Origin of the sequence: Bacteroides sp. 44_46, from assembly GCF_001915465.1 — a bacterium.
Lineage (GTDB): Bacteria > Bacteroidota > Bacteroidia > Bacteroidales > Bacteroidaceae > Bacteroides > Bacteroides clarus.
In genome coordinates this window covers 445,242-467,648 of the sequence record NZ_MNQO01000020.1, presented here as the reverse complement: position 1 = coordinate 467,648, position 22,407 = coordinate 445,242, and the positions used below count along the sequence as shown (strand labels likewise).

Below are 22,407 nucleotides of genomic sequence, written 5' to 3'. Positions count from 1 at the left end.
GGATTTAAAAAGATAAGAGTATGAAGAAACTAATACATATTGCACTTGGCTTGGCGCTTGTGTTCGGAATGTCTTCTTGTGAGGACTACTTGGATGTGAATACAGATCCGGATAATCCGGTGTCCGAAACCGTATCACCGCAGCTTCGTTTGCCGTGGATACAGAACTATTACGCTTATGCGTGGGGTACGGCCAGCATGCGTACCAATACGATTGCCGGTATTATGACACAGACGGGTGGTACGGCTGCCAACAGTCTGCTGTCATCATGGAATCCGGCCCAAAGCTCATGTACTACCATCTACCAGAATTTCTATCTGGGTGCGGGTGTGAATATTGAGGCTTTGATTGATAAGGCGGAAGCAGAGGGAGCTTATCATTATGAAGGTGCGGCGTATTGCATTAAGGCAATGGGATTCATGATGATGCTCGATTTACATGGAGAATTACCTGTTCAAGAGGCATTCATCGGTAAGACAGACCCGGCTTATGACGATGGTAAGGCCATGTATGAACTTTGTATGGGCTATTTGGATAAAGCTATTGAGAACTTTGGCAAACAACAGAATCCCATTGCTCCGGCACTGAGCGCCGGTGATTTGTGGAATGGGGGAGAAGTTTCCAAATGGTTGAAATTATGTTATGGTTTGAAAGCCCGCTATTTATTGAAATTGTCAAAGAAGGCGGATTTGTATGATCCGGAGGCTATTTTGACAGCATTGAATTCCGCGCCTCAATCGAATGATGATAATACTATTATGAAACATTATAACGTAGAGGGAGATGAAGTCAATTTCACAGTAAGCGATCCTTATCAGGCTTCCGTTGTTTGGGACTGTACCGGATATGGAGGAACGCAACGCCTGACGCGTTGGTATGTTAATCTGCTGACCAATGAATTTACAGGTGGTTCGGGAACGGAAGATCCCCGTTTGACAAAGCTGGTTCCAGCTATGATGAAAAATGTAAAATTGAATGCTGATGGCAAAATAATTTCCAAGGAATGGGCACGTGATGCCGGAGTAGATGTAATACATTCCACTACTCGTGCAGAAGGTGGACCGGTAGCCGCTTTATTTGTAACGGGTGGAGAAACCGGCTATAATAAGGATAAAGGAGGTTTTGTGATAACTTATGATTTGTCCAAGGCGGATAATACAGTAAAGACGGAATTTATTACCAATGCCCAAGCCATACATCAAACTACGGTTGATGGGGATAAAGTGACTATTCTATATCAGAAAGGCTCTGCTTACTGTAATACTACAGACTATAAACGTGCGGGTGATACTATTTATGTGAACTTACGTTCCAATGGTATGGCCAATAGCGGGCGGAATACTACGGATATGTATTACTATACAGATGCGAAGTATGATTATGTAGGTGGTACGGGTACATTCTATGCACGTCCTAATTCGGATACGGATATCCTTACTTATTCGGAAATGTGCTTTATTAAAGCGGAAGTTCTTTTCCGTAAAGGAGATACTGATGGAGCGTTGAGTGCTTATAAGAAAGGTATAGAGGCAAACTTTGACCGTATGCAGGAAAAACTGAAATCATGGGAGGCTGAAGGTACGCAGAACGAGGATCAGAAACCTATGGCTGATAATGCCAAAAGTTCTTATATGGCAAGTAATGCCGTATGCCAAAATGCAGCCAATCTGACTTTATTCGAAATCATGCGTCAAAAAATTATAGCATTGGGTATTAATATTGAAAACTGGAATGATATGCGCCGTTTGGATTATGACTATGTAGATTATGACCGTCCAAATGATTTTTCCGCTGTTAGTAAGATTATAGGTACTTCTAAGGATGATCCTACTTATTGGTTCCGTCGCTTCAGCCAGAGTACTCACGAAAGTAACTATAACTTAACTCAGTTGAAAGCATCCAACAAGCAAGCTATGACAGACCCGATTTGGTCGTGTCCGGTTTGGTGGGATTGCGCAACAGATAATGAATATTATGGTTACATTAAGTAAGCGATAAATTCGTTAGTTTATAGAATGTTAAATTAAATATCTTAAAATCTTGATGTGCATATTATTTCATTGATTATCTTTGCACTCGAAAATAGATTTATAAGAATATTAAAATATTGGAGACCTAAACAGTCTTCATTCATAGATGATGATTGGAACAGTCGGTTCGTGAGAATCGGCTGTTTTTTGTTTGGATTGTTTGCATATCAACAGCGGTAATGTTACTTTTGCAAGAAAGAACTCATTTAGTCAATGAAATATGAAACAAGGTAAGAAATTTATTTCTCCGGGAGCATGGTTCTCTATGGTTTATCCGGCAGACTGGAACGAATTTGAAGACGGGGAAGGTTCTTTCCTGTTTTATAATCCTAATGAGTGGACGGGTAATTTCCGTATATCTGCTTATAAGGGCGATACAACGTATGGTCAAGAAGCCGTTAAGCAGGAATTAAAAGAGAATACTTCGGCTGTATCTGTAATGGTAGGGCATTTAAACTGTGCGTACAGTAAGGAAATGTTCGAAGAAGAGGGTACATATTATACTTCCCATCTTTGGATTGCAGGAATAGACGATGTCGCTTTTGAATGTTCGTTTACAGTGCGCAAAGGCGAATCAGTGGTAGAGGCTGAAGATATCATAGCTTCATTGGAAGTCCGCAGAGCCAATCAGAAATATCCGGCAGAAATAATCCCGGTACGCCTTTCTGAAATTTATCAGATAAACGAGGCATACGAGTGGGTAAGTACCACAGTGAAGGAATTGCTGAAGAAAGACTTTCAAGGACAAGAAGAAGATATAGCCAATATGCAGCAGATAATGGATAATGGCAGTATCAGCGCCAAAAAGAAAGAGGCATGGCTTGCACTCGGCATTACACTTTGCGTTATTTTAGCCAATGAAGTAGACGGCTTGGAATGGTACACGCTGATTGACGGTAATCGCGAAGCGCCTGTTCTAATGAATATCGCAAGCAATACTATGATAGACCCGATGAAATTAGTATGGAGCAAAGTGAAAGCCGGAGAAACCTGCAATCTTGCAGAGGTTTATAAGAACCTGCTTTCATAACAGCCCTTGTTTTGATACTCCTTGCCGTCCGTATGGCAATTCTCAATTTTTAATTCTCAATTCTTAATTTAATAAGTTTTGGCAGCAGTAAATTCAATTCTCCAAGTAGAAAATTTAACCAAATCATTTGGCGACTTGGTACTATTCGAGAATATATCTTTTGGTCTATCCGAAGGGCAGCGTGTAGGGCTTATTGCCAAGAATGGAAGCGGCAAGTCTACATTGCTTAATATCCTTTCCGGAAAAGAAGGTTATGACAGCGGTACAATCTCTTTCAGACGCGATATAAGAGTTGGTTATCTGGAACAAGACCCTCAATATCCGGAAGAACTGACCGTATTGGAAGCTTGTTTTCATCATGGCAACAGTACCGTGGAATTGATTAAGGAATATGAACGTTGCATGGAGACGGACGGACATCCCGGTTTGGACGGGATTCTGGCGCGTATGGATCATGAGAAAGCCTGGGAATATGAACAAAAAGCCAAACAGATCCTTTCCCAACTCAAAATCCGTGATTTCAATCAACAGGTGAAATCACTTTCCGGCGGACAATTGAAACGCGTAGCGCTTGCCAATACACTTATCACCGAACCCGATCTTTTGATATTGGATGAACCCACCAATCACTTGGATCTTGACATGACCGAATGGCTGGAAGACTATCTGCGTCGTACCAACCTTACCCTGTTGATGGTGACACACGACCGGTACTTTCTTGACCGTGTCTGTTCGGAGATTATTGAAATAGACAACCGTCGGATATATCAGTACAAGGGCAATTATAGTTATTATCTGGAAAAGCGTGAAGAGCGTATCGAAGCCAAAACCGTAGAGATAGAACGCGCCAATAATCTGTATCGTACGGAACTCGAATGGATGCGACGTATGCCGCAAGCCAGAGGTCATAAGGCGCGCTATCGGGAAGACGCTTTTTATGAGTTGGAGAAGGTAGCCAAGCAACGCTTCAACAATGATAATGTAAAGCTGGATGTAAAAGCATCTTATATCGGCAGTAAAATATTTGAGGCAGACCATCTTTATAAGTCATTCGGTGATTTGAAGATACTGGATGATTTCTCTTATATCTTTGCCCGTTATGAGAAGATGGGTATTGTGGGAAATAACGGTACGGGAAAATCTACTTTCATCAAGATACTGATGAGACATGAACAGGCGGATAGGGGTGCGTTGGACATCGGCGAAACCGTTCGTTTCGGTTATTATTCTCAAGACGGGTTGCAGTTTGACGAACAGATGAAAGTCATAGATGTAGTGCAGGACATTGCGGAAGTGATAGAGTTGGGTAACGGCAAGCGTCTGACGGCATCACAGTTCTTACAACATTTTCTCTTTACACCCGAAACGCAGCACAGCTATGTCTATAAATTGAGCGGTGGCGAACGTCGCCGTCTTTATCTGTGTACGGTATTGATGCGTAATCCTAATTTTCTGGTGTTGGATGAGCCCACCAATGACCTTGACATCGTTACATTGAATGTACTGGAAGAATATTTGCGGAATTTCAAGGGATGTGTCATTGTGGTGAGCCACGACCGCTACTTTATGGATAAGGTAGTAGACCATTTATTGGTATTCAACGGTCAGGGAGATATTCGCGATTTCCCCGGCAATTACACCCGGTATCGCGACTGGAAGGATGCGAAAGCCGCTCAGGAGCGAGAGAAGGAAAAAGAAGCGGCAAAAGCTCAGGAAGAGAAGACGGCGAAAGTGCGTTTGAATGAAAAACGCCGTATGTCTTTCAAGGAGAAGCGCGAATTTGAACAACTCGAACAAGATATAGCGGCGTTGGAAGCAGAGAAGCAATCCATTGAAGAAGCTCTGTGTAGCGGCGCGCTGTCCGTAGATGAATTGACGGAGAAGTCGAAACGTTTGCCGGAATTGGCGGATTTGATTGATGAAAAGACAATGCGCTGGCTGGAATTAAGCGAAATAGAGTCTAACTGAAGTTCGGGAATAAGTAAGTATGTATAAGTAAACGTGTAATAAGTAAACATGTATAATAAATATGTATCAGTAAACATGCATAAGTAAATATTGAAATTTAGTTTATATCAGTAACAATCAGTTTATATCAGTAACGATGAAATAGCGTAACCTAAGGCTGAAAGCCTTTTTATCTTATAGCCCGGGGTAACACCCCGGGAATGCGAATATGAATAACATTGTGCCCTGTAAGGGCAAAAGATGAATCTGCAAATATTTTGCCCTTACAGGGCGCAGAATGCCGGGAACATTTATTCCCGGGGTGTTACCCCGGGCTATAAGATAAGAGCCTTTCAGGCTTAAAGATAAAAAAACTTTCAGCCTTAGGTTACGCTATTTCATCGTTACTGATATAAACTGATTATTACTGGTATAAACTCAGCTTTACTGATACAATCTAATTTTCAACACCTATTTAATAATTTAATTAAAGAATAAGCAGATGAGCAGGAGTAAAAATCTGACGAATTATCATAGTCACAGTCTGTATTGTGACGGACGTGCCGGTATGGAAGACTTTGTACGGTTTGCCTTGAGCGAGGGATTTACTTCGTATGGCTTTTCATCCCATGCCCCACTGCCTTTTTCTACGGCATGGACCATGGAGTGGGACCGTATGAACGACTATCTGGCAGAATTTCATCGGATGAAACAGAAATATGCTCGGAGGATAGAACTTTATCTCGGTTTGGAAATAGATTACCTGAATGAAGAGAGTAATCCGTCTATTCTCCGCTTCCGGGAGTTGCCATTGGATTATCGTATCGGTTCCGTACATATGTTGTACAATGAGAAATCGGAGGTTGTAGATGTGGATGTTCCGGCTGATATCTTCAAACAAATAGTGGATGAACAGTTTGGTGGTGACTTGGAACATGTAGTGCGTTTGTACTACGGACGGTTGAGGCGTATGTTGGAGTTAGGAGGTTTCGATATAGTAGGGCATGCGGATAAGATGCATTATAACGCGTCTTGTTATCGCCCCGGTTTGCTGGATGAGCCTTGGTATGATATGCTTGTAAAAGAGTATTTTGAGGACATTGCCGCGCGTGGTTATCAGGTGGAAATCAATACCAAGTCTTATCATGAACTGGGTACTTTCTATCCCAACGAACGCTATTTCCCGTTATTGCACAGTTTGGGGATCCGTGTTCAAGTAAATAGTGACTCTCACTATCCGGAACGGATTAATAGCGGTCGTCCGGAAGCATTACAGGCATTGAAGAAAGCCGGTTATAACACCGTAATGGAAATGTATGACGGCGCATGGCAAGAGATGCCGATAATCTTATAGTATCTTTATCAAAAGAGCAAGTTAACATTATTATTGTGATGATGTTAACTTGCTCTTTTGATAATGTTAACTTATAGGAAGCAATTATATTAATTTATTGCTTATAATACAGTTAACTCCTTGTTGGTGCTAATTATTTCTTCAATAAAAACTCATCAATCGCTTTCTTGTAAGTTGCCTTATCGGCAGCTCCGCGGAACAACTGAGGTTCGCCCTGCATCGGAATAAAGACAAATAAAGGAATACTGGTGGCATTGAACAAAGCGGCCAGTTCTTTCTCCTTATCCACATTGACTTTATATATCACGATTTTCCCGGCATATTCTTTCGCCAGTTCCTTCATGATAGGAGCCGTCATTCGGCAGGGTCCGCACCAGTCGGCGTACAAGTCGATGATGGCAGGTTTGTCACCCTTATATTTCCACTCTTTGGATTTCTCGTAATCGAATACGTCCTTGATAAACATATCTTTGTTCATTACGATTACGCTGCCGTCTTGAGTAGTTTCTTGCGTTTCCGCTTGTTTTTGTTTGGCTCCATCGGTACAGGCATAAGTCAGTATGCTTGAAAAGATGAGAGCGGTCATAGCTATAATTTTCTTCATTTTCTTAATTATGAGTTTTGTTCGATAATGGCTTTAAGCTCCTTACCGCTGATTACACCCGAATGACGCCATACGGCTTCACCTTTTCTGAACAGGATGAAAGTCGGAACCATCTGTATACGATAGCTTGCAGCTAATGCTTCATGTTGGTCTACATCGATTTTTGCGATACGCGCTCTGTCGCCAATCTCACTTTTCAATGCTTCCAATACAGGATGCATGGCTTTACAAGGTCCGCACCAGGTAGCAAAGAAATCCACCAAGACAGGTTTTTCTGATTGTATTAATTCTTCAAACTTTTCCATAATCTTTGTTTTTATAATAGTTTATGAGTATATAACAGATAAACGGGAGATTTGTTCACGTTCGATTGTAAATTAGTAATAACTAATTACTCATTGCTATGTACTAATCACTAATCGTCAGCTCTTTGATAATGTGCGAAGCGCCGGCATATTTGTCTATGATGAACAAAGTATAACGAATGTCTACACAAGCTGCACGCTGTGAAGAGGGACGGAAAGCGATGTCACCTGTCAGCCCTTCATAGTTACGGTCAAAAGCCGTACCTATCAATTCACCCTTGGCATTGAACACCGGACTGCCGGAATTGCCACCCGTATTGTCCGTATTTACGATGAAGCAGACGGGCATTTCTCCATCGGGCATCGCATATCGTCCGAAGTCCTTGGCCTGATATAATTGTTTTAATTTAGCCGGAACTACAAACTCCCAATTGTTGGGATCTTCCTTTTCTATCGCTCCTTTCAGAGTGGTGTAACAGCCGTACTCCACACCGTCGGCGGGCTTATAAGGCAATACGCGTCCGTAGGTCAGGCGCAGGGTGGAGTTGGCATCCGGGTAGATGGGGGTGCCGGCTTCCTGTTTCATATCCATCATTCCTTTGACCCATACTTTATGGGCGGCGTTATAGTTACGGTTGGCATCCATCATGGCGATGGTGGTTTGTAGCAGACCGTCGGTAACGGAGTACTTGAACAATGTCATCCAGTCGTTACCGAGCTTATACAAACTAGGTTTACGGATAAACTTGGCAAAGTTTTCCTTGCTGCCGAAGATGGAATATTTGAAGCAGGCATCGATAAAGGCATCACTATCACCCTTGAAACGCTTGTCGATAACCTTGAAGATACCTATGCGTTGTTCGGCGGGAATATATTTCATGTAGGTTTGCAACATCTTCTTTCCTACAATCCGCTCTACTTCGGGGAAGGGGACGGATGCGAAATATTTATCGGCTGCAATTTGCAGGCTGTCGGAAGCGGCTTTTATCCTGGCTTTGTCCTTGCTCTGTAAGGCTGTGACCAATGCGGTGGTATTCGGAATCTTCATAAAGTCAAGACCTGTAATCAATGCTTCCTGAATGGCTTGCTGGTGATAGAGAGCATTACGGCGATGCTTCACGATACTGCGTATTTGGTCGAAAGCTTTCTGATAGGAACTGTCGTTTAAGGCGCGACCGCGTGCGAGGAGTTGTTCCTGTTGCGCGCGTTTCGTATCCAGTACTTTCAGGCGTACAAGTCCTTCGTTCATGCCGATGGCATTCTTCCAGTAATTGGCGGATGAGGCATACTTGCTTGCGTAGTGAATGCGTACGGCATCATCCTTCAGCATTTGTTCCATAAGGGCTTTCTGACGGACATCGCGCACGTGGTGGCGCATAAAGTTGGTGGTCTGCATACGTTCTTCCACTTCATCGGAAATCATGTAGCGCCAGTTGCGTCCGGGGAATCCCATGACGAATGTAAAGTCGCCTTCACGATAGCCGGCAAGGCTGATAGTAAGGTGCTTTTTTACCCGCAGGGGCACATTGTCCGGGTTGTAAGCTGCCGGTTGTCCGTCTTTGTCGGCGTAGATGCGGAACAAAGAGAAATCTCCTGTGTGGCGGGGCCACATCCAATTGTCCGTATCGGCGCCGAATTTGCCGATGGAAGAAGGGGGAGCGCCCACCATACGGATGTCACTGTAAGTAGTCTTGAGAAACAGGTAGTATTTATTTCCGCCATAGAACGCTTTCAGTTCCGCTTTACGGCCGGATGTCAGTGTGATGCCTTGTTCGGAAAGAAAGCGGTCGGCTATCATGGTGAGGTATTTGGGCGACAGATAATTCGTGCCGTTCGGATCGGAATCTATCTGCAATTGGTCGTTGACGTAATCCGTTACGTCCATTATCTCATCGATGTAGGTAACGGTAAGTCCTTTACAGGGAAGTTCTTCGTTGCGTGACATTGCCCAAAAACCATCGGTCAGATAGTCGTGCTCCACACTGCTGTGTTGCTGGATAGCTCCGTAACCGCAGTGATGATTGGTCAGTACCAGTCCTTCTGCCGAGATAACCTCGCCTGTGCAGCCGCCACCGAAGTGTACTACCGCATCTTTCAGGGCTATACCGCCGGGATTGTATATCTGCTCGGCAGGAATCAGCAGACCGAGCTCCGTCATGGCGACTTCATTTTGTTGTTTGAGGTCGGTCAGCATCCACATCCCTTCATCGGCATAGGTGGAAAGAACTCCCGATGTAAGGAATAATGATAGTATTGATAGTCTTAAATGTTTCATAATAAATGTGCGTTAGAAGGTATTATGAGAGGGGGGAGTCTCTGTGTACGACTGAGGTACCCTAAGTATACGACTGAGGGTATCTCAGTCGTATACTTAGGGTACCTCAGTCGTATTGTGTGTAGCCGGGAAAATAACGGTTACTCGACTATGTTCATTTCTTTTATCAGGTGTCCGCAGTCTCCCAGTTTTTCCAGAATAAAGAGTACGTAGCGGATATCCAGTGCGATGCAACGTTGCAGGTTGTTATCGAAATTGATGTCACCGCTCAGGGATTCCCAGTTGCCGTCGAACGCGCAGCCTATAAGTTGGCCTTCACCATTGATGACCGGGCTGCCGGAGTTACCGCCGGTAATATCGTTGGTCGTCAGGAAGCAAACGGGCATTGTGCCGTCCGCCATGGCATACCGTCCGAAATCTTTATTAAGGATAAGCTCTTTCAGCTTGGCAGGTACTACGAACTCACGGTCTTCGGGATTCTCTTTTTCAAGAATACCGTCTGTGGTGGTGTAGTAATTGTAGTGCACTGCATCACGCGGGCTGTATGATTTCACGTTACCGTAAGTCAGACGGATGGTGAAGTTAGCGTCCGGATAAGACGGTACGGGCAGCTTCATTTCACCTAAACCGCGGATATATGCTTTGTGCAGCAGGTCAAGACCTTCACTCAACGCTTTTTCTTCCATGGCGACAGCTCTTAACTTTTCTACTTTTGAACGGGAATAAGCTGTGGCGGGGTCTTTCTCGATAGTCTTTATGGTTGGCTTTTTCATGAACTTGTCAAAGTTGGCACGGTTGGAGAGGATGGAGTTGTCGTATATATCATCTATAAAAGCGTTGTAGTCGCCTTTGTATTTGTTCTGAACGGTCAGATAGAAAGCGGGAAGCTCTTCCGGTTTCAGCTTTTGGGCGAGAGCCGGCAAAATGGCTTTGGCTACGGCGCGGTCTACTTCATGGTCGTAGTCTTTGTTGTGGATGTCGTTGAATACTTCTTCCAGTTGCGCCGTGCTTGCGGTGAGCAGTGAATCGTTTTTCTCTTCCAGCGCGGTTTTAATCTTGTCCATAATCATGTACGGGCTGCCAAATTCAATGGCGCCGCTCAATGCCTCGTACAGGTAATTGAGCTGGCGGGTAACGGGCATTCTTTTGGCGATGATACCGTCCATCTTGTCTACCACGCCTTCGTATTCAGGTTTGCCTTTGGCAAATTCGGCGAATTTCTTTTCCTGTTCCGCTTTGGTACCCAATACGTCGTTGTCGATGATTGCCTTGTTCATGCCGATGGAGTTCTTCCAGTAGTTGCTGCTTCCGGCAAACTTATTGGCATACTGGATACGGGTTTTATCGCTGGCATCCATATATTTGCGCAACACATCGAGGCGGACGCCACGCATGTCAATCATGGCTTGATTGTCTGCTTCCATACGTTCTTTCACTTCCGATTGGGTGAGGTAACGGCTGGTTCTGCCGGGGAAGCCCATAATCATGGCATAGTCGTTCTCTTGCAGGCCTTTGATGGAAATCGGCAGATATTTAGGAGTTTGCAAAGGTACGTTGTCCTTGGAATATTCGGCAGGTTCTCCGTTCTTGTCGGCATAGATGCGGAACATGGAGAAATCGCCCGTATGGCGAGGCCACATCCAGTTGTCTGTTTCACCGCCGAACTTTCCTACTGAGGAGGGGGGAGCGGCTACCATCCGTACATCGCTATATACCTTATAATAGAACAGGTAGAATTTATTTCCTGCATAGAAGGGCAGTGCTTTTACCTCGATACCCGGTTTGCCGTTCAAATCGCTCTTTTCCAGTTCTTCTTTGGCGAGTTTGTTGAGAAACGGAGCTGTCAGCGCATTGACTTCCGTCACTTCTCCGGCTTTGATTTTCTCGTTTACGAGGTCGGTGATGTCTACGATACGATGTACGAAACGGAATTTTAATCCCGGAGTAGGCAGCTCTTCACTGCGGCTTTTAGCCCAGAAACCGTCTGTCAGGTAATCGTGTTCTACCGAGCTGTGTTGCTGGATTGCTCCGTAACCGCAGTGGTGATTGGTAAGGATTAATCCTTCCGGTGAGATGATTTCACCGGTACAACCGCCGCCAAAGATACCGACGGCATCTTTCAGTGATACACCGTTCGGGTTATATAAATCATCGGCTTCGAGTTTTAATCCCTGTTTCTTCATCATGTCGGTGGAGTTCTGCTGCTTCATGAGTTGCAGTAACCACATTCCTTCGTCTGCGCGTACGGAGCAGACTGTCAGCACGGCAATAGCCGCAATCAAATACTTCGTTAATTTCATCCTTGTTATTGTTATTAATTAATTTACTATGATGTTATTTGAATTTTCCTTCCCGGATGGCGTCCATGATATTGGCAGGCGGACGCTGATTCAGCAATTCCTGTTTCATAAAGTCCATGTAAGGAGCCACATGCTTGAAGAATTTCCGGTAACCGGCACAAAGGTAGTTCAGTCCGGGCTCACCGTTTGCGGTATGTGCAAAGCGGTTTTTAGGACATTCGCCGTTGCAGGCGAACAGCCATTCGCACTCCCGGCACCGGGTAGGGAGTGATTTTTGTTTCATCAGTCCGAAAGCCTGCTGTTGCTCGCTGTACATCATTTCAACCAGTGTTTTCTGATAGATGTTTCCTAATTTATATTCCGGAAATACAAAGTGGTCGCAGGCATATACATCACCGTTGAACTCCATTACGCCGGCATGCCCGCAGGTCTTTGCCATAGAGCATACGCCCGGTTGCTCACCCACCCAGTTGGCAAGGGTGGAGTCGAAGAGCTGGATATAATAAGTCCCCACATCTTGTTTCACCCATTCATCGAACAGGGCGCAGAGGAAGTTTCCCCATTGTTCCGGACTGACGGAGAAATCAGCCAGTTCGGCAGCCTTCTCCTTGTCGGCCAGTGAAGCCAGATGACGTCCGTCTTGATGCGGTGTAATCCGTTCTACGATAGGAGCGAACTGGATATAGCGGGAACCTATCTCTTTAAAGAAATTATAGAACTCAAGGGGATAGTCGGCGTTGAAGTCGTTCACTACCGCCATCGCGTTCCATTCCACCCCATGTTTTTTCAGCAGGTTGATACCTTGCATCACTTTGACGAAAGAAGGCTTTCCAAGCCTGTTTTTGCGGTACTCGTCGTGAAACTCCTGCGGACCGTCGATGGACACGCCTACCAGCCAATTGTTCTCTTTGAAGAACTCGCACCATTCGTCGGTAAGCAACGTACCGTTTGTCTGTATGCAGTTATCAATCGTCCGGCCGTTGGCGTACTTTTTTTGCAGTTCCATAGCCTTTTTGTAGAAGGCCAACGGGCGCATCAGGGTTTCTCCGCCATGCCAGGTGAATAATACTTGCGGCATCGTTTGCGAATTGATATATTCTTCAATGAACTTTTCCAGCAGTTCATCGCTCATCACATGTTTGGGATTGTTTACATACAGTTTGGACTTCTCCAGATAATAGCAATAATCGCATGCCAGGTTGCATACAGCCCCTACGGGTTTGAGCATTACATAAAGAGGTTTGGCGAAAGGAGCATAGGTTGACATGTATATTTCTCCGGTTTTATGATTTATGATTGTGCAAAAATACGTAAACCAAATGAAAATTCCTTTCTTTCTATCCGGTTTATAAGGAATATTAATACCTTTGCCGCGTGTAATTCATAAATCGTTTCCTGCATGATTAGAATGAATGTAAACTATATCTTGCCTTTTTTGTTGTTACTTGTGTCTTTCTCTTCTTGTAGTCGCAAATATAAGATTGAAGGAAATTCTTCGGTAACCAGTCTCGATGGTAAAATGTTATTTCTTAAAACACTGCAAAACGGGCAGTGGGTAACAATTGACTCGTCCGAGGTGGTTCATGGACTATTTTCGATGAAAGGCCCCGTAGATTCGGTAATGATGGTGACGCTGTATATGGATGACGAGGGTATTATGCCTTTGATTCTGGAAGATGGCAGGATTGAGATAATCATTTCCAATTCACAGCTGTCGGCTAAGGGAACCTTGTTGAACAACGCGTTGTATGAGTTTATAGAGAAGCGTAATGCAATGGAAGTTGAAATGGGAGAACTGGAGCGAAAAGAAGCGCGTATGGTGTTGGATGGCGCCAACTTGGAAGATGTACACGAACAATTGGCTAAGGAGGAAGAAACATTAGCCAAAGAGATGAATGATTATGTGAAAGACTTCATCATTGAAAATTATGAGAATGTGCTTGGTCCGGGAGTGTTTATGATGATGTGCAGCACACTGCCGTATCCTATAATGACACCCCAGATTGAAGATATAATGAGAACCGCTCCCCTGATTTTTAAGGAAAACGCTTTTGTAAAAGATTTCCTTTCCAAAGCCAAACAAAACATGCAGCTGCTGGAAGAACATAAGCGCTTGCAGCAGAGTTCGGAAACCACGGCCATGCAACATTAGTACTTTCACTCATCTTGCCGATATTCGAGAGATTTGTTACATTTATGTAACTAACAAATTAAGTAGAAGTATGGCAAGAATAAAAAGTACGAATGTTCTTTCGTTTTTTAAAGAACAGATTACACTGCTCGAATCGAGCAATAAATTGGGTACGGCAAGGAATTACCGTCGCACCCTCAGTAGCTTTTCCCTGTTTCTGGAAGGCAGGGATATTCCTTTTAGGCTGCTCGATGAGCCGCTGGTTATCCGGTATGAAAGCTGGCTCCGGTCGAGAGGCGTTTTACGTAACAGCTCTTCATTTTATATGAGGGTTTTGCGTTCCGTATATAATAAGGCGGTTACAAAGCGGCTGGTCAAGCAAACTTTCCCTTTTCAAAATGTATATACGGGAGTGGATAAAACCCGTAAACGGGCGATAGACGAACAGCACATACTGGATTTGTGTAAGTTGAGTTTACCGGCATTATCTCCATTGGCCTTGGCCCGCGACCTGTTTCTTTTCAGTTATTGTACACGGGGAATGGCTTTTGTCGATATGGCGTTCCTGTGTAAAAAGAATATACACAACGGCTATATCTGCTATACCCGTAAAAAGACCGGGCAGCAACTTGTCATCCGTGTCGAGCCTCTTATCCAGAAAATTATCAGCCGGTATGCCGGACAAACGAAGCGTTCGCAATACCTTCTTCCCATCATTTCCTCGGAAGATCCGGTGATAGCTTTTTCCCAGTATCAGACGGCGCTGGGGTATTACAATAAGCTGTTGAAGAGGATTTCCAAGATTCTTGACCTCGATATATCGCTGTCTTCCTACACCGCGCGCCATTCATGGGCTACGGCGGCACGCAATCATAATGTGCCGATTTCGGTTATTAGTGCAGGAATGGGACATACTACGGAGAAAACAACACAAATCTATTTAGCCAGTTTGGAAAGTTCCGTTATCGATCAGGCTAATCAAAGCATATTATCAGCTTTGGTATAGGCTTGCGGCCATACATTGTATTGTTCGATATAATGTATAAATCTATATCGTTTCTATACAAGAGACGTTACGGATTTATCGGCAAAAGTAAACCTTTTCTGATAAAGATGAGAGTAATTGAAAGGTATTTTTTGATACATTAACAAACAAGATTGCTTGATAATTTGTTGTAAGTGATTTTTGGACAAAATTTATAGGACTGCTTATTATTGATTAATAGAGATTTAGCTGGCAGAGGCGAGCTGAAAGCGTTAAGTAAAACGCTCCTGTTTTGTGATTTTCGGGAAGAGGGTTATAACTGCTTAGCCAATCGATGTCTTATTCTGTGACTTCGGTGTACAAAGCATGCGGAATTATCATTTATTAATAGTACAAAATGCATCCACACGTTTTGTATAAGGTTGATTATTAGTAATTTATTGACATGTGCTATTTCTTGTATAGAAATGGTATAACGGATGTATTGAATAAACTTATCTCATAATCAATTGATATATAGAATATTAGTTTGATATTGAGGAGCCAAGAGTATATTCGCTTTTCTTGTTTTGATAAATACTTTACATGAATAATGATGAAGAAAATATAGTATGGTTTGCTATGCGCGCTCCTTTTTGCAAGGAGCTGGAGGCAAAGCGGCTGTTGGATAAACAGGCTATAGAAAACTTTGTTCCCATGTGCTATAAAGTATTTGAGAAGAATAACAAGAAAAGGAAAGAACTGGTGCCCGCCGTTCACAATTTGATATTCGTTCGTACCACCCGGCGGATTATCAGGGAAACCAAAAGAACAGTTCCGTTTCTGCAATACATCACGATGCCGGATGCCGGTAAAAACTCTCCTATAATTGTGCCGGATATACAGATGCAGCAGTTTATTTCTGTATCCCGACTGCATAATGAACGTTTAATCTATCTTACTCCGGAAGAAATTAATTTGGCTAAAGGTACGCGGGTGCGTGTGTTGGGCGGTCCGTTTGACGGTGTAGAGGGAGTATTTGTAAAGGTAAGAGGCTGCAGGAGCAAACGTGTTGTCATACTCATACAAGGTATTCTTGCTGTTGTCGTTGCGGAAGTGAAACCTGATCTTATAGAAGTCATTGGCTGATGACTGTTGTTTTAAAGAAATGAAACCATGACATTCATTACTTTGTTAGAAGCGGTTATTATTATTTATTTGGCGGTATACAATATTCGTATCATACGTAAGATGGATCGCTTGAAGAAGCAACTCCGGAGTTCTTCACCGGATAAACCGAATCTAAAAGAAACTTTGGATACTCCTCTACCTGTTATCCAAGAGACGGAACCGGAGAATAAGAGTGCAGAACCGAAAGCTGATGGTGAAACTAAAGTAACGGATTCTGCAAAGGACAAGAAACTCTTTGAGCGGATAAACCGCACTATTATTGAAGAACAATTATTTCTCGACCCGGAATTCTCAAGGGAGAAGTTTATCAGGCTCGGACTCATCAATAAGAATAAAGTGGCGCAGTTACTTCAGCAATACGCCAATACCAATCTCAACGGCTATATCAACAGCCTGCGTTTGGAATATGCTTCGAAGCTGATACAGACCCAACCGGACATACCTATCAAGGCTGTTGCCATAGATTCCGGTTTCAATAGTTCACGTACGTTTTACCGGCTTTTCCAGCAGAAGTATGGAATGACTCCGGCTGAATATAAAGAGTCTCTTCACGGAGTATCTTGATGTTGATTTTTATATACTAAGTTTATATGATATTACAAATAGCAGATTGGCTGATGGAGGTATCGTGTGGCAATGAAGTCGCAGACCGATTACAGAACCTGAAGCCGTTTCTCCTGCCGGATATGCCCGTATGTTCCCGTTCCCATATATGCCGGTTGGAGTTGGGTTGCAAGTTTCCCATTAAAGAAACTGCTCCCGATGTAGTGAACCATCCGGATGGACGGACAATACATATATGGCTTACCGCCGATTATTGCTACATTGCGTTAACTCCTTACGGGAGCCCTCATACCTATTGGTTGCGTACCGACCGCCGGTGGAGAAATGTACAAACCGATTTGCTTCCGGAAACTTCTGAGGATTATGCGCTCCTGAATGATTTTATCATGATTTCTTTTATTTATAGCGCAGCGTTTCATGGGGGAGCATTGATACACGCGTCTTGTATAGCCATCGATGATAAGGGAGTGGCTTTTGTGGGACCATCGGGCATTGGCAAAAGTACTCACTCGCAGTTATGGCTGAAACATATACCCGGCGCGCGTTTGTTGAACGACGACCAACCTATACTGCGCCTGATGCCGGGGGGAGAAGTAATGCTGTTCGGCTCTCCCTGGAGTGGAAAGACTTCCTGCTATATCAATGAAGGTGTCAGACTGGAAACCATTTTCCGTATGGAGCAGGCAGATGAAAACCGTGCGGTTCGCATGGACGGGATAGAAGCTTTCCGTATGCTGCTGAGTTCCACTTCCCTTATCGGGCGGGATAGTTTGAGCTTTGCCGTTATCAGCGGTACGCTTGCACAGATTGCAGGAAGTATCCCGACATTTACTTTATACAATAAGCCCGAACAAGAGGCTGCCTTGCTGAGCTATAATATCTTTAAAGATAAATAGGAATATATGATTATTGCTGTCGATTTTGACGGAACTATCGTCGAGCATCGCTATCCGGCTATAGGTAACGAAATACCTTTTGCCATCGAAACGTTGAAGCGCCTTTCCGAGGAGCGCCACCGGCTTATTCTGTGGAGCGTTCGCGAGGGCAAATTGCTGGAAGAGGCTGTCAGTTTTTGTAGCGACCGGGGGCTGAAGTTCTATGCCGTCAACAGTAACTATCCGGAAGAGAACAAGAACCATGAGAACTTCTCCCGTAAGCTGAAAGCCGACCTCTTTATCGACGACCGTAATGTGGGCGGACTGCCCGATTGGGGACTTATCTACCGTATGATACACGAAAAACTGAACTATGAAGATATATATCGGGAAGCCTGCCGTTCGGCAGAGCATCCCAAACCCAAAAGTTTTATAAAACGACTCTTGGGATAAGTAGGCCGAATCAAACGAAACATTAAACAAAACAAGTATATGAATATTAGAAGAATTCTTCTGTTACTGTTGCTCCCGCTGTTATTTTCAGCTTGTACGTCTTATAAAAAGTCATTGTATCTTCGAGACGACGAAGTCTTGGAGATGGTGCCTCAAAAGGGTATGCTTTACGAGTATCGCATTATGCCTAAGGATGAACTGACTATCTTGGTCAGTACTTCCGCTCCCGAAGCTTCCGCACCGTTCTATCGGAAGTTCGGGCAGACGAAAGACCAGGCTTCTACAAATCAAGGTATGGAAAATGCGAAACTGTTGGCTTATCTGGTCGATAACGACGGTTATATTGATTTTCCCATATTAGGCATGATTAAGGTCGTGGGACTTACCAATCGAGAATGTGAGGCTTTGTTGCGCCAGAAACTTCGCCATTATCTCAATGAAGACCCTAACGTTACGGTACGTACTTCCAACTATCAAATCAGTGTATTGGGTGAAGTAGGCAAACCGGGTACTTATACTATCAGTGATGAAAAAGTCACTATCTTCCAAGCATTGGCACAGGCGGGAGATATGACTCTTTTTTCTGTCCGTGATGATGTGCAACTCCTGCGTGAAGATTCTGTGGGCAGACGCCGTGTCATTCACTTAGACCTTACTGCTGCCGACATCTCTCTCTCTCCTTATTATTATCTTCAGCAAAATGATGTGGTTTATGTAAAGCCCACTAAAGCAAAAGTACGTTCCAATACATTCAGCAATAATTCATCTATTTGGATTAGCCTGTTGAGTTTGGCTACTACTCTTGCCTCTCTAATTGTAGTAATTGTCAAATAAGTATTCTATTAAGATGAAAGAAGAACAATTTAATGAATTCCTTCAGGACGAAGATAAAAAAGTCGATTATAAAACTATTATTTTTGAATATCTGCTTTATTGGCCTGTTATCCTTGCTTTTCTTGTAGTTACTTTAGCGGGAGCCTATGTATATCTCCGTTATCAAGCACCGGTTTATAGTGTCAGTTCCACGGTTCTGATAAAGCAGGGAGATAAAACGAAGTACAGCGCATCTTCATCCTTGGCTTCCATGCAAGACTTGGGTATGCTTTCCATGGCCAATAATTTTGATAATGAGTTGGAAATACTCCAATCATATACATTGGCACGAAAGGTGGTGGATGCCTTGAATCTCTACATCACCTATAAGGAAGATGGCAATTTTGGTTACGACCATATTCTTTATAAGACTTCGCCGGTACAGGTATGGATGGCTCCCGATGAAGCGGAAAAACTTCCTTCCGCTCTGCAGGTAAAGCTGGATTGTACACCCGATGGTAAAGTAGGAGCTACGCTTACTTATTCTGTGGAAGAAGAAGAGCGAAGCATCGGTAAGTCATTCGATAAACTGCCGGCCGTATTCATTACTCCTATAGGAACGTTGAACTTCTCTGCTGCTTCGGACAGTGTTGTGGCTCATATATCTACTCCTCGTACACTGACTGCTACAATTATCCCCCCATCGGTAGCAGCCGATGGATATAAGAAACGTTTAAGTGCGGAACCTACAAGCGAGTATACTTCTATCGTACGCCTCACTTTCTATGACAGTAGTATCCGTCGCGGTATGGATTATCTTGATATGTTGGTAGCTCTCTATAATAGTGATGCCAACGATGATAAGAATCAGGTGGCAAGCCGCACCGCCCAGTTCATTGACGAGCGTATCCATATCATCAATACGGAACTCGGCACTACGGAAAGTGAACTGGCGGATTATAAGCAGCGTGCCGGTCTCACCAATCTGAGTGCCGATGCACAGCTTGCTCTGCAGGGAAGTTCCGAGTACGACCAGAAGCGTGCCGAAAACACCAATCAGCTACGTCTGATAAATTTCTTGCGAAGCTATATTGACAATCCGGACAATAAGTATGAAGTAATCCCCGCCAATGTCGGTTTGACAGATGCCGGACTGACTAATGTGATAGCCCAATACAATGAAATGCTCATTGAGCGTAAACGCTTGTTGCGCAGTTCCAATGAGAATAATCCGATGCTCATCAATCTGGACACTTCCATCTCCGCTACCCGTAACACTGTGCTCACTACTGTGGAAAGTGTAGAGAAAGGACTGCAGATTACCCGCAATAATCTGGATTTGGAAGCACGTAAGTATCAGGCCCGTATCAGCAATGCCCCGCAGCAGGAGCGTGAACTTATCAGTATCACTCGTCAGCAGGAAATCAAGGCAAATCTTTACCTGATGCTTTTGCAGAAGCGCGAAGAAAATGCTATTACTTTAGCTGCCGTAGCCAATAACGGACGTGTTGTCGAGGAGCCGCGGGCTAAAGGACCGGTTGCTCCCAATGGCCGGAAGATTTATATGATGGCACTGGTTTTGGGTTTGGCGTTTCCCATAGGATGTGTCTATCTTTCTCGCCTGCTCCGATTCAAAATAGAGGGGCGTGCGGATGTGGAGCGTATCACCAATGTCACAATAGTAGGCGATGTGCCCCAAATCAAATATCCGGAAGGGCAGCCCATTGTAGTGAATGAGAATAAGAACGGGCTGATGGAAGAAGTGTTCCGTAGCGTACGTACCAATATTCAGTATATGCTGCAAGAAGGCCAAAAGGTAATTCTTTTCACCTCTACTACTCCCGGAGAAGGTAAAAGCTTCAATGCGGCAAATCTTGCTGTCAGTTTTGCTTTTATGGACCGTAAAACAGTTATTGTCGGTATGGATATCCGTAAACCGGGACTAAACCGCATGTTTGCCCTATCTCATAAAGAAAGAGGAATTACTCAATATTTGGCATCTCCCAAAGATACGGATTTGCTGTCACTTTGCCAGCAATCTTCCATTTCTCCCAATCTTTATATCCTGCCGGGTGGAGCGATACCGCCTAATCCTACAGAACTGGTGGCACGCCAATCCCTCGATCAAGCTATTGAGATATTGAAAGAACATTTCGATTATATCATTCTTGATACGGCGCCTATTGGTATGGTTACCGATACCCGATTGATAGCTCGTGTGGCAGATTTAAGTGTTTATGTCTGCCGTGCCGACTATACGCATAAGAGCGATTACGAACTGATTAACGAACTGAAGCATGATGAAAAACTGCCTAATCTGTGTACACTGATCAATGGTATCAACATGGATAAGCGCAAGAATGGCTACTATTATGGCTACGGCAAGTATGGCAAGTATGGAAAATACGGCTATGGCAAGAAGTATGGCTATGGTTATGGCTATGGTTATGGAAAAGACAATAAATAATAAAAAGTGAAAAATGAAGAAAGTTGCATTAATTACAGGTATTACAGGGCAGGACGGTTCATTCCTTGCCGAGTTTTTGATAGACAAAGGATATGAGGTTCACGGCATTCTCCGCCGTTCGTCATCTTTCAATACAGGGCGCATTGAGCACCTCTATTTGGACGAATGGGTGCGCGATATGAAGAAAGACCGATTGATAAATCTCCATTATGGCGATATGACGGACAGTAGTTCACTGATTCGTATTATCCAACAAATACAGCCGGATGAAATATACAATCTGGCAGCACAAAGCCATGTAAAAGTGTCATTTGATGTTCCTGAATATACGGCGGAAGCCGATGCGGTAGGTACACTCCGTATGCTGGAAGCTGTTCGGATTCTTGGATTAACTCATAAAACCAAAATCTACCAGGCTTCCACATCCGAACTGTATGGTAAAGTACAAGAAGTTCCCCAAAAAGAGACTACTCCTTTTTATCCCCGTAGTCCTTATGGTGTGGCAAAGCAGTATGGCTTTTGGATAACAAAAAACTATCGCGAGAGCTACGGTATGTTTGCTGTGAATGGCATACTATTTAATCATGAAAGTGAACGTCGTGGTGAAACTTTTGTAACGAGAAAAATAACTCTTGCAGCTGCTCGTATCGCACATGGACAGCAGGATAAACTGTATCTTGGTAATTTGGATGCTCGTCGTGATTGGGGATACGCTCGTGACTATGTGGAGTGTATGTGGATGATTCTTCAGCACGATTCTCCTGAAGACTTTGTGATAGCCACAGGCGAGATGCATACAGTTCGTGAGTTTGCCACATTGGCTTTCCGCGAGGCGGGTATGGAACTTCGCTGGGAAGGAGTAGGTGTTGAGGAAAAAGGTATTGACATAAAAACCGGTAAAGTATTGGTGGAAGTTGATCCTAAGTATTTCCGTCCGTGTGAGGTAGAGCAATTATTGGGTGATCCTACAAAGGCAAAAATATTATTGGGCTGGAATCCTATAAAGACAAGTTTTGAGGAATTAGTGCATATAATGATGGAGCATGATATGCAATGGGTGGTAAGGTCCTTTTGTTAATTTTTTACTTATTGTGAGGTAATTGT

The 22,407-nt window shown here is 43.8% G+C and carries 18 protein-coding genes; 13 read left to right on the top strand and 5 right to left on the bottom strand.

The window, feature by feature from the left end; genetic code table 11:
• The first annotated feature begins 20 nt into the window (after positions 1–20).
• The 4 genes from BHV73_RS14525 to BHV73_RS14510 all read left to right on the top strand — a co-directional run bounded on the left by BHV73_RS14525 (position 21) and on the right by BHV73_RS14510 (position 6,361).
• Positions 21–1,991 carry a SusD/RagB family nutrient-binding outer membrane lipoprotein gene (locus tag BHV73_RS14525; protein WP_022219697.1) on the top strand — a complete coding sequence of 657 codons (1,971 nt, stop codon included), beginning with the start codon at positions 21–23 and terminating at the stop codon, positions 1,989–1,991.
• Between the two features lie 259 nt (positions 1,992–2,250).
• Positions 2,251–3,060, top strand: a complete 810-nt coding sequence (locus tag BHV73_RS14520; protein ID WP_286738687.1) for a DUF3805 domain-containing protein — start codon at positions 2,251–2,253, stop codon at positions 3,058–3,060.
• Between the two features lie 78 nt (positions 3,061–3,138).
• Positions 3,139–5,028: an ABC-F family ATP-binding cassette domain-containing protein gene (locus tag BHV73_RS14515; protein ID WP_286738686.1), complete on the top strand. Its 1,890-nt coding sequence runs from the start codon at positions 3,139–3,141 to the stop codon at positions 5,026–5,028.
• A 481-nt stretch (positions 5,029–5,509) separates the two neighbouring features.
• Positions 5,510–6,361 (top strand): histidinol-phosphatase, encoded by an 852-nt coding sequence (locus tag BHV73_RS14510; protein ID WP_148359969.1) that lies wholly within the window; start codon positions 5,510–5,512, stop codon positions 6,359–6,361.
• 133 nt (positions 6,362–6,494) lie between these two features.
• Here BHV73_RS14510 and BHV73_RS14505 read toward each other — a convergent pair whose 3' ends face one another.
• From BHV73_RS14505 to BHV73_RS14485, 5 genes are all read right to left on the bottom strand, one after another.
• Positions 6,495–6,965: a thioredoxin family protein gene (locus BHV73_RS14505; protein ID WP_009120532.1), complete on the bottom strand. Its 471-nt coding sequence runs from the start codon at positions 6,963–6,965 to the stop codon at positions 6,495–6,497.
• Positions 6,966–6,973: 8 nt separating this feature from the next.
• The gene (gene trxA, locus BHV73_RS14500; protein ID WP_009120533.1) at positions 6,974–7,270 is read right to left on the bottom strand and encodes a thioredoxin; all 297 of its coding nucleotides are present in this window, start codon (positions 7,268–7,270) and stop codon (positions 6,974–6,976) included.
• Positions 7,271–7,373: 103 nt separating this feature from the next.
• Positions 7,374–9,545, bottom strand: coding sequence for a S46 family peptidase (locus BHV73_RS14495; protein ID WP_286738685.1), 2,172 nt, complete (start codon positions 9,543–9,545; stop codon positions 7,374–7,376).
• Positions 9,546–9,685: 140 nt separating this feature from the next.
• On the bottom strand, positions 9,686–11,845 hold the full coding sequence (locus tag BHV73_RS14490) for a S46 family peptidase (protein ID WP_286738683.1): 2,160 nt from the start codon (positions 11,843–11,845) through the stop codon (positions 9,686–9,688).
• A gap of 34 nt (positions 11,846–11,879) precedes the next feature.
• Positions 11,880–13,112 (bottom strand): anaerobic sulfatase-maturation protein, encoded by a 1,233-nt coding sequence (locus BHV73_RS14485; protein ID WP_009120536.1) that lies wholly within the window; start codon positions 13,110–13,112, stop codon positions 11,880–11,882.
• Between the two features lie 132 nt (positions 13,113–13,244).
• Here BHV73_RS14485 and BHV73_RS14480 point away from each other — a divergent pair, with 132 nt between their 5' ends.
• The 9 genes from BHV73_RS14480 (at position 13,245) to gmd (ending at position 22,381) form a co-directional block, all read left to right on the top strand.
• A complete protein-coding gene (locus BHV73_RS14480) occupies positions 13,245–13,997 on the top strand; it encodes a DUF4369 domain-containing protein (protein ID WP_009120537.1) in 753 nt (250 codons plus the stop codon).
• Between the two features lie 70 nt (positions 13,998–14,067).
• Entirely contained in the window at positions 14,068–14,982 is a 915-nt protein-coding gene (locus BHV73_RS14475) for a tyrosine-type recombinase/integrase (protein ID WP_022219718.1), read from the top strand.
• Between the two features lie 564 nt (positions 14,983–15,546).
• Complete coding sequence (locus tag BHV73_RS14470) at positions 15,547–16,089, top strand: UpxY family transcription antiterminator (protein WP_087413477.1); 543 nt, start codon at positions 15,547–15,549, stop codon at positions 16,087–16,089.
• Positions 16,090–16,116: 27 nt separating this feature from the next.
• Positions 16,117–16,695 carry a helix-turn-helix transcriptional regulator gene (locus BHV73_RS14465; protein ID WP_286738678.1) on the top strand — a complete coding sequence of 193 codons (579 nt, stop codon included), beginning with the start codon at positions 16,117–16,119 and terminating at the stop codon, positions 16,693–16,695.
• Between the two features lie 26 nt (positions 16,696–16,721).
• The gene (locus BHV73_RS14460) at positions 16,722–17,591 is read left to right on the top strand and encodes a hypothetical protein (protein ID WP_286738676.1); all 870 of its coding nucleotides are present in this window, start codon (positions 16,722–16,724) and stop codon (positions 17,589–17,591) included.
• Between the two features lie 6 nt (positions 17,592–17,597).
• The gene (locus tag BHV73_RS14455; protein WP_129618941.1) at positions 17,598–18,023 is read left to right on the top strand and encodes a BT0820 family HAD-type phosphatase; all 426 of its coding nucleotides are present in this window, start codon (positions 17,598–17,600) and stop codon (positions 18,021–18,023) included.
• 39 nt (positions 18,024–18,062) lie between these two features.
• Positions 18,063–18,857, top strand: a complete 795-nt coding sequence (locus BHV73_RS14450) for a polysaccharide biosynthesis/export family protein (RefSeq protein ID WP_087425703.1) — start codon at positions 18,063–18,065, stop codon at positions 18,855–18,857.
• Positions 18,858–18,870: 13 nt separating this feature from the next.
• Positions 18,871–21,303, top strand: coding sequence for a GumC family protein (locus BHV73_RS14445; protein ID WP_087425704.1), 2,433 nt, complete (start codon positions 18,871–18,873; stop codon positions 21,301–21,303).
• A 13-nt stretch (positions 21,304–21,316) separates the two neighbouring features.
• Positions 21,317–22,381, top strand: coding sequence for a GDP-mannose 4,6-dehydratase (gmd, locus tag BHV73_RS14440; protein WP_087413472.1), 1,065 nt, complete (start codon positions 21,317–21,319; stop codon positions 22,379–22,381).
• Positions 22,382–22,407: the final 26 nt, after the last annotated feature.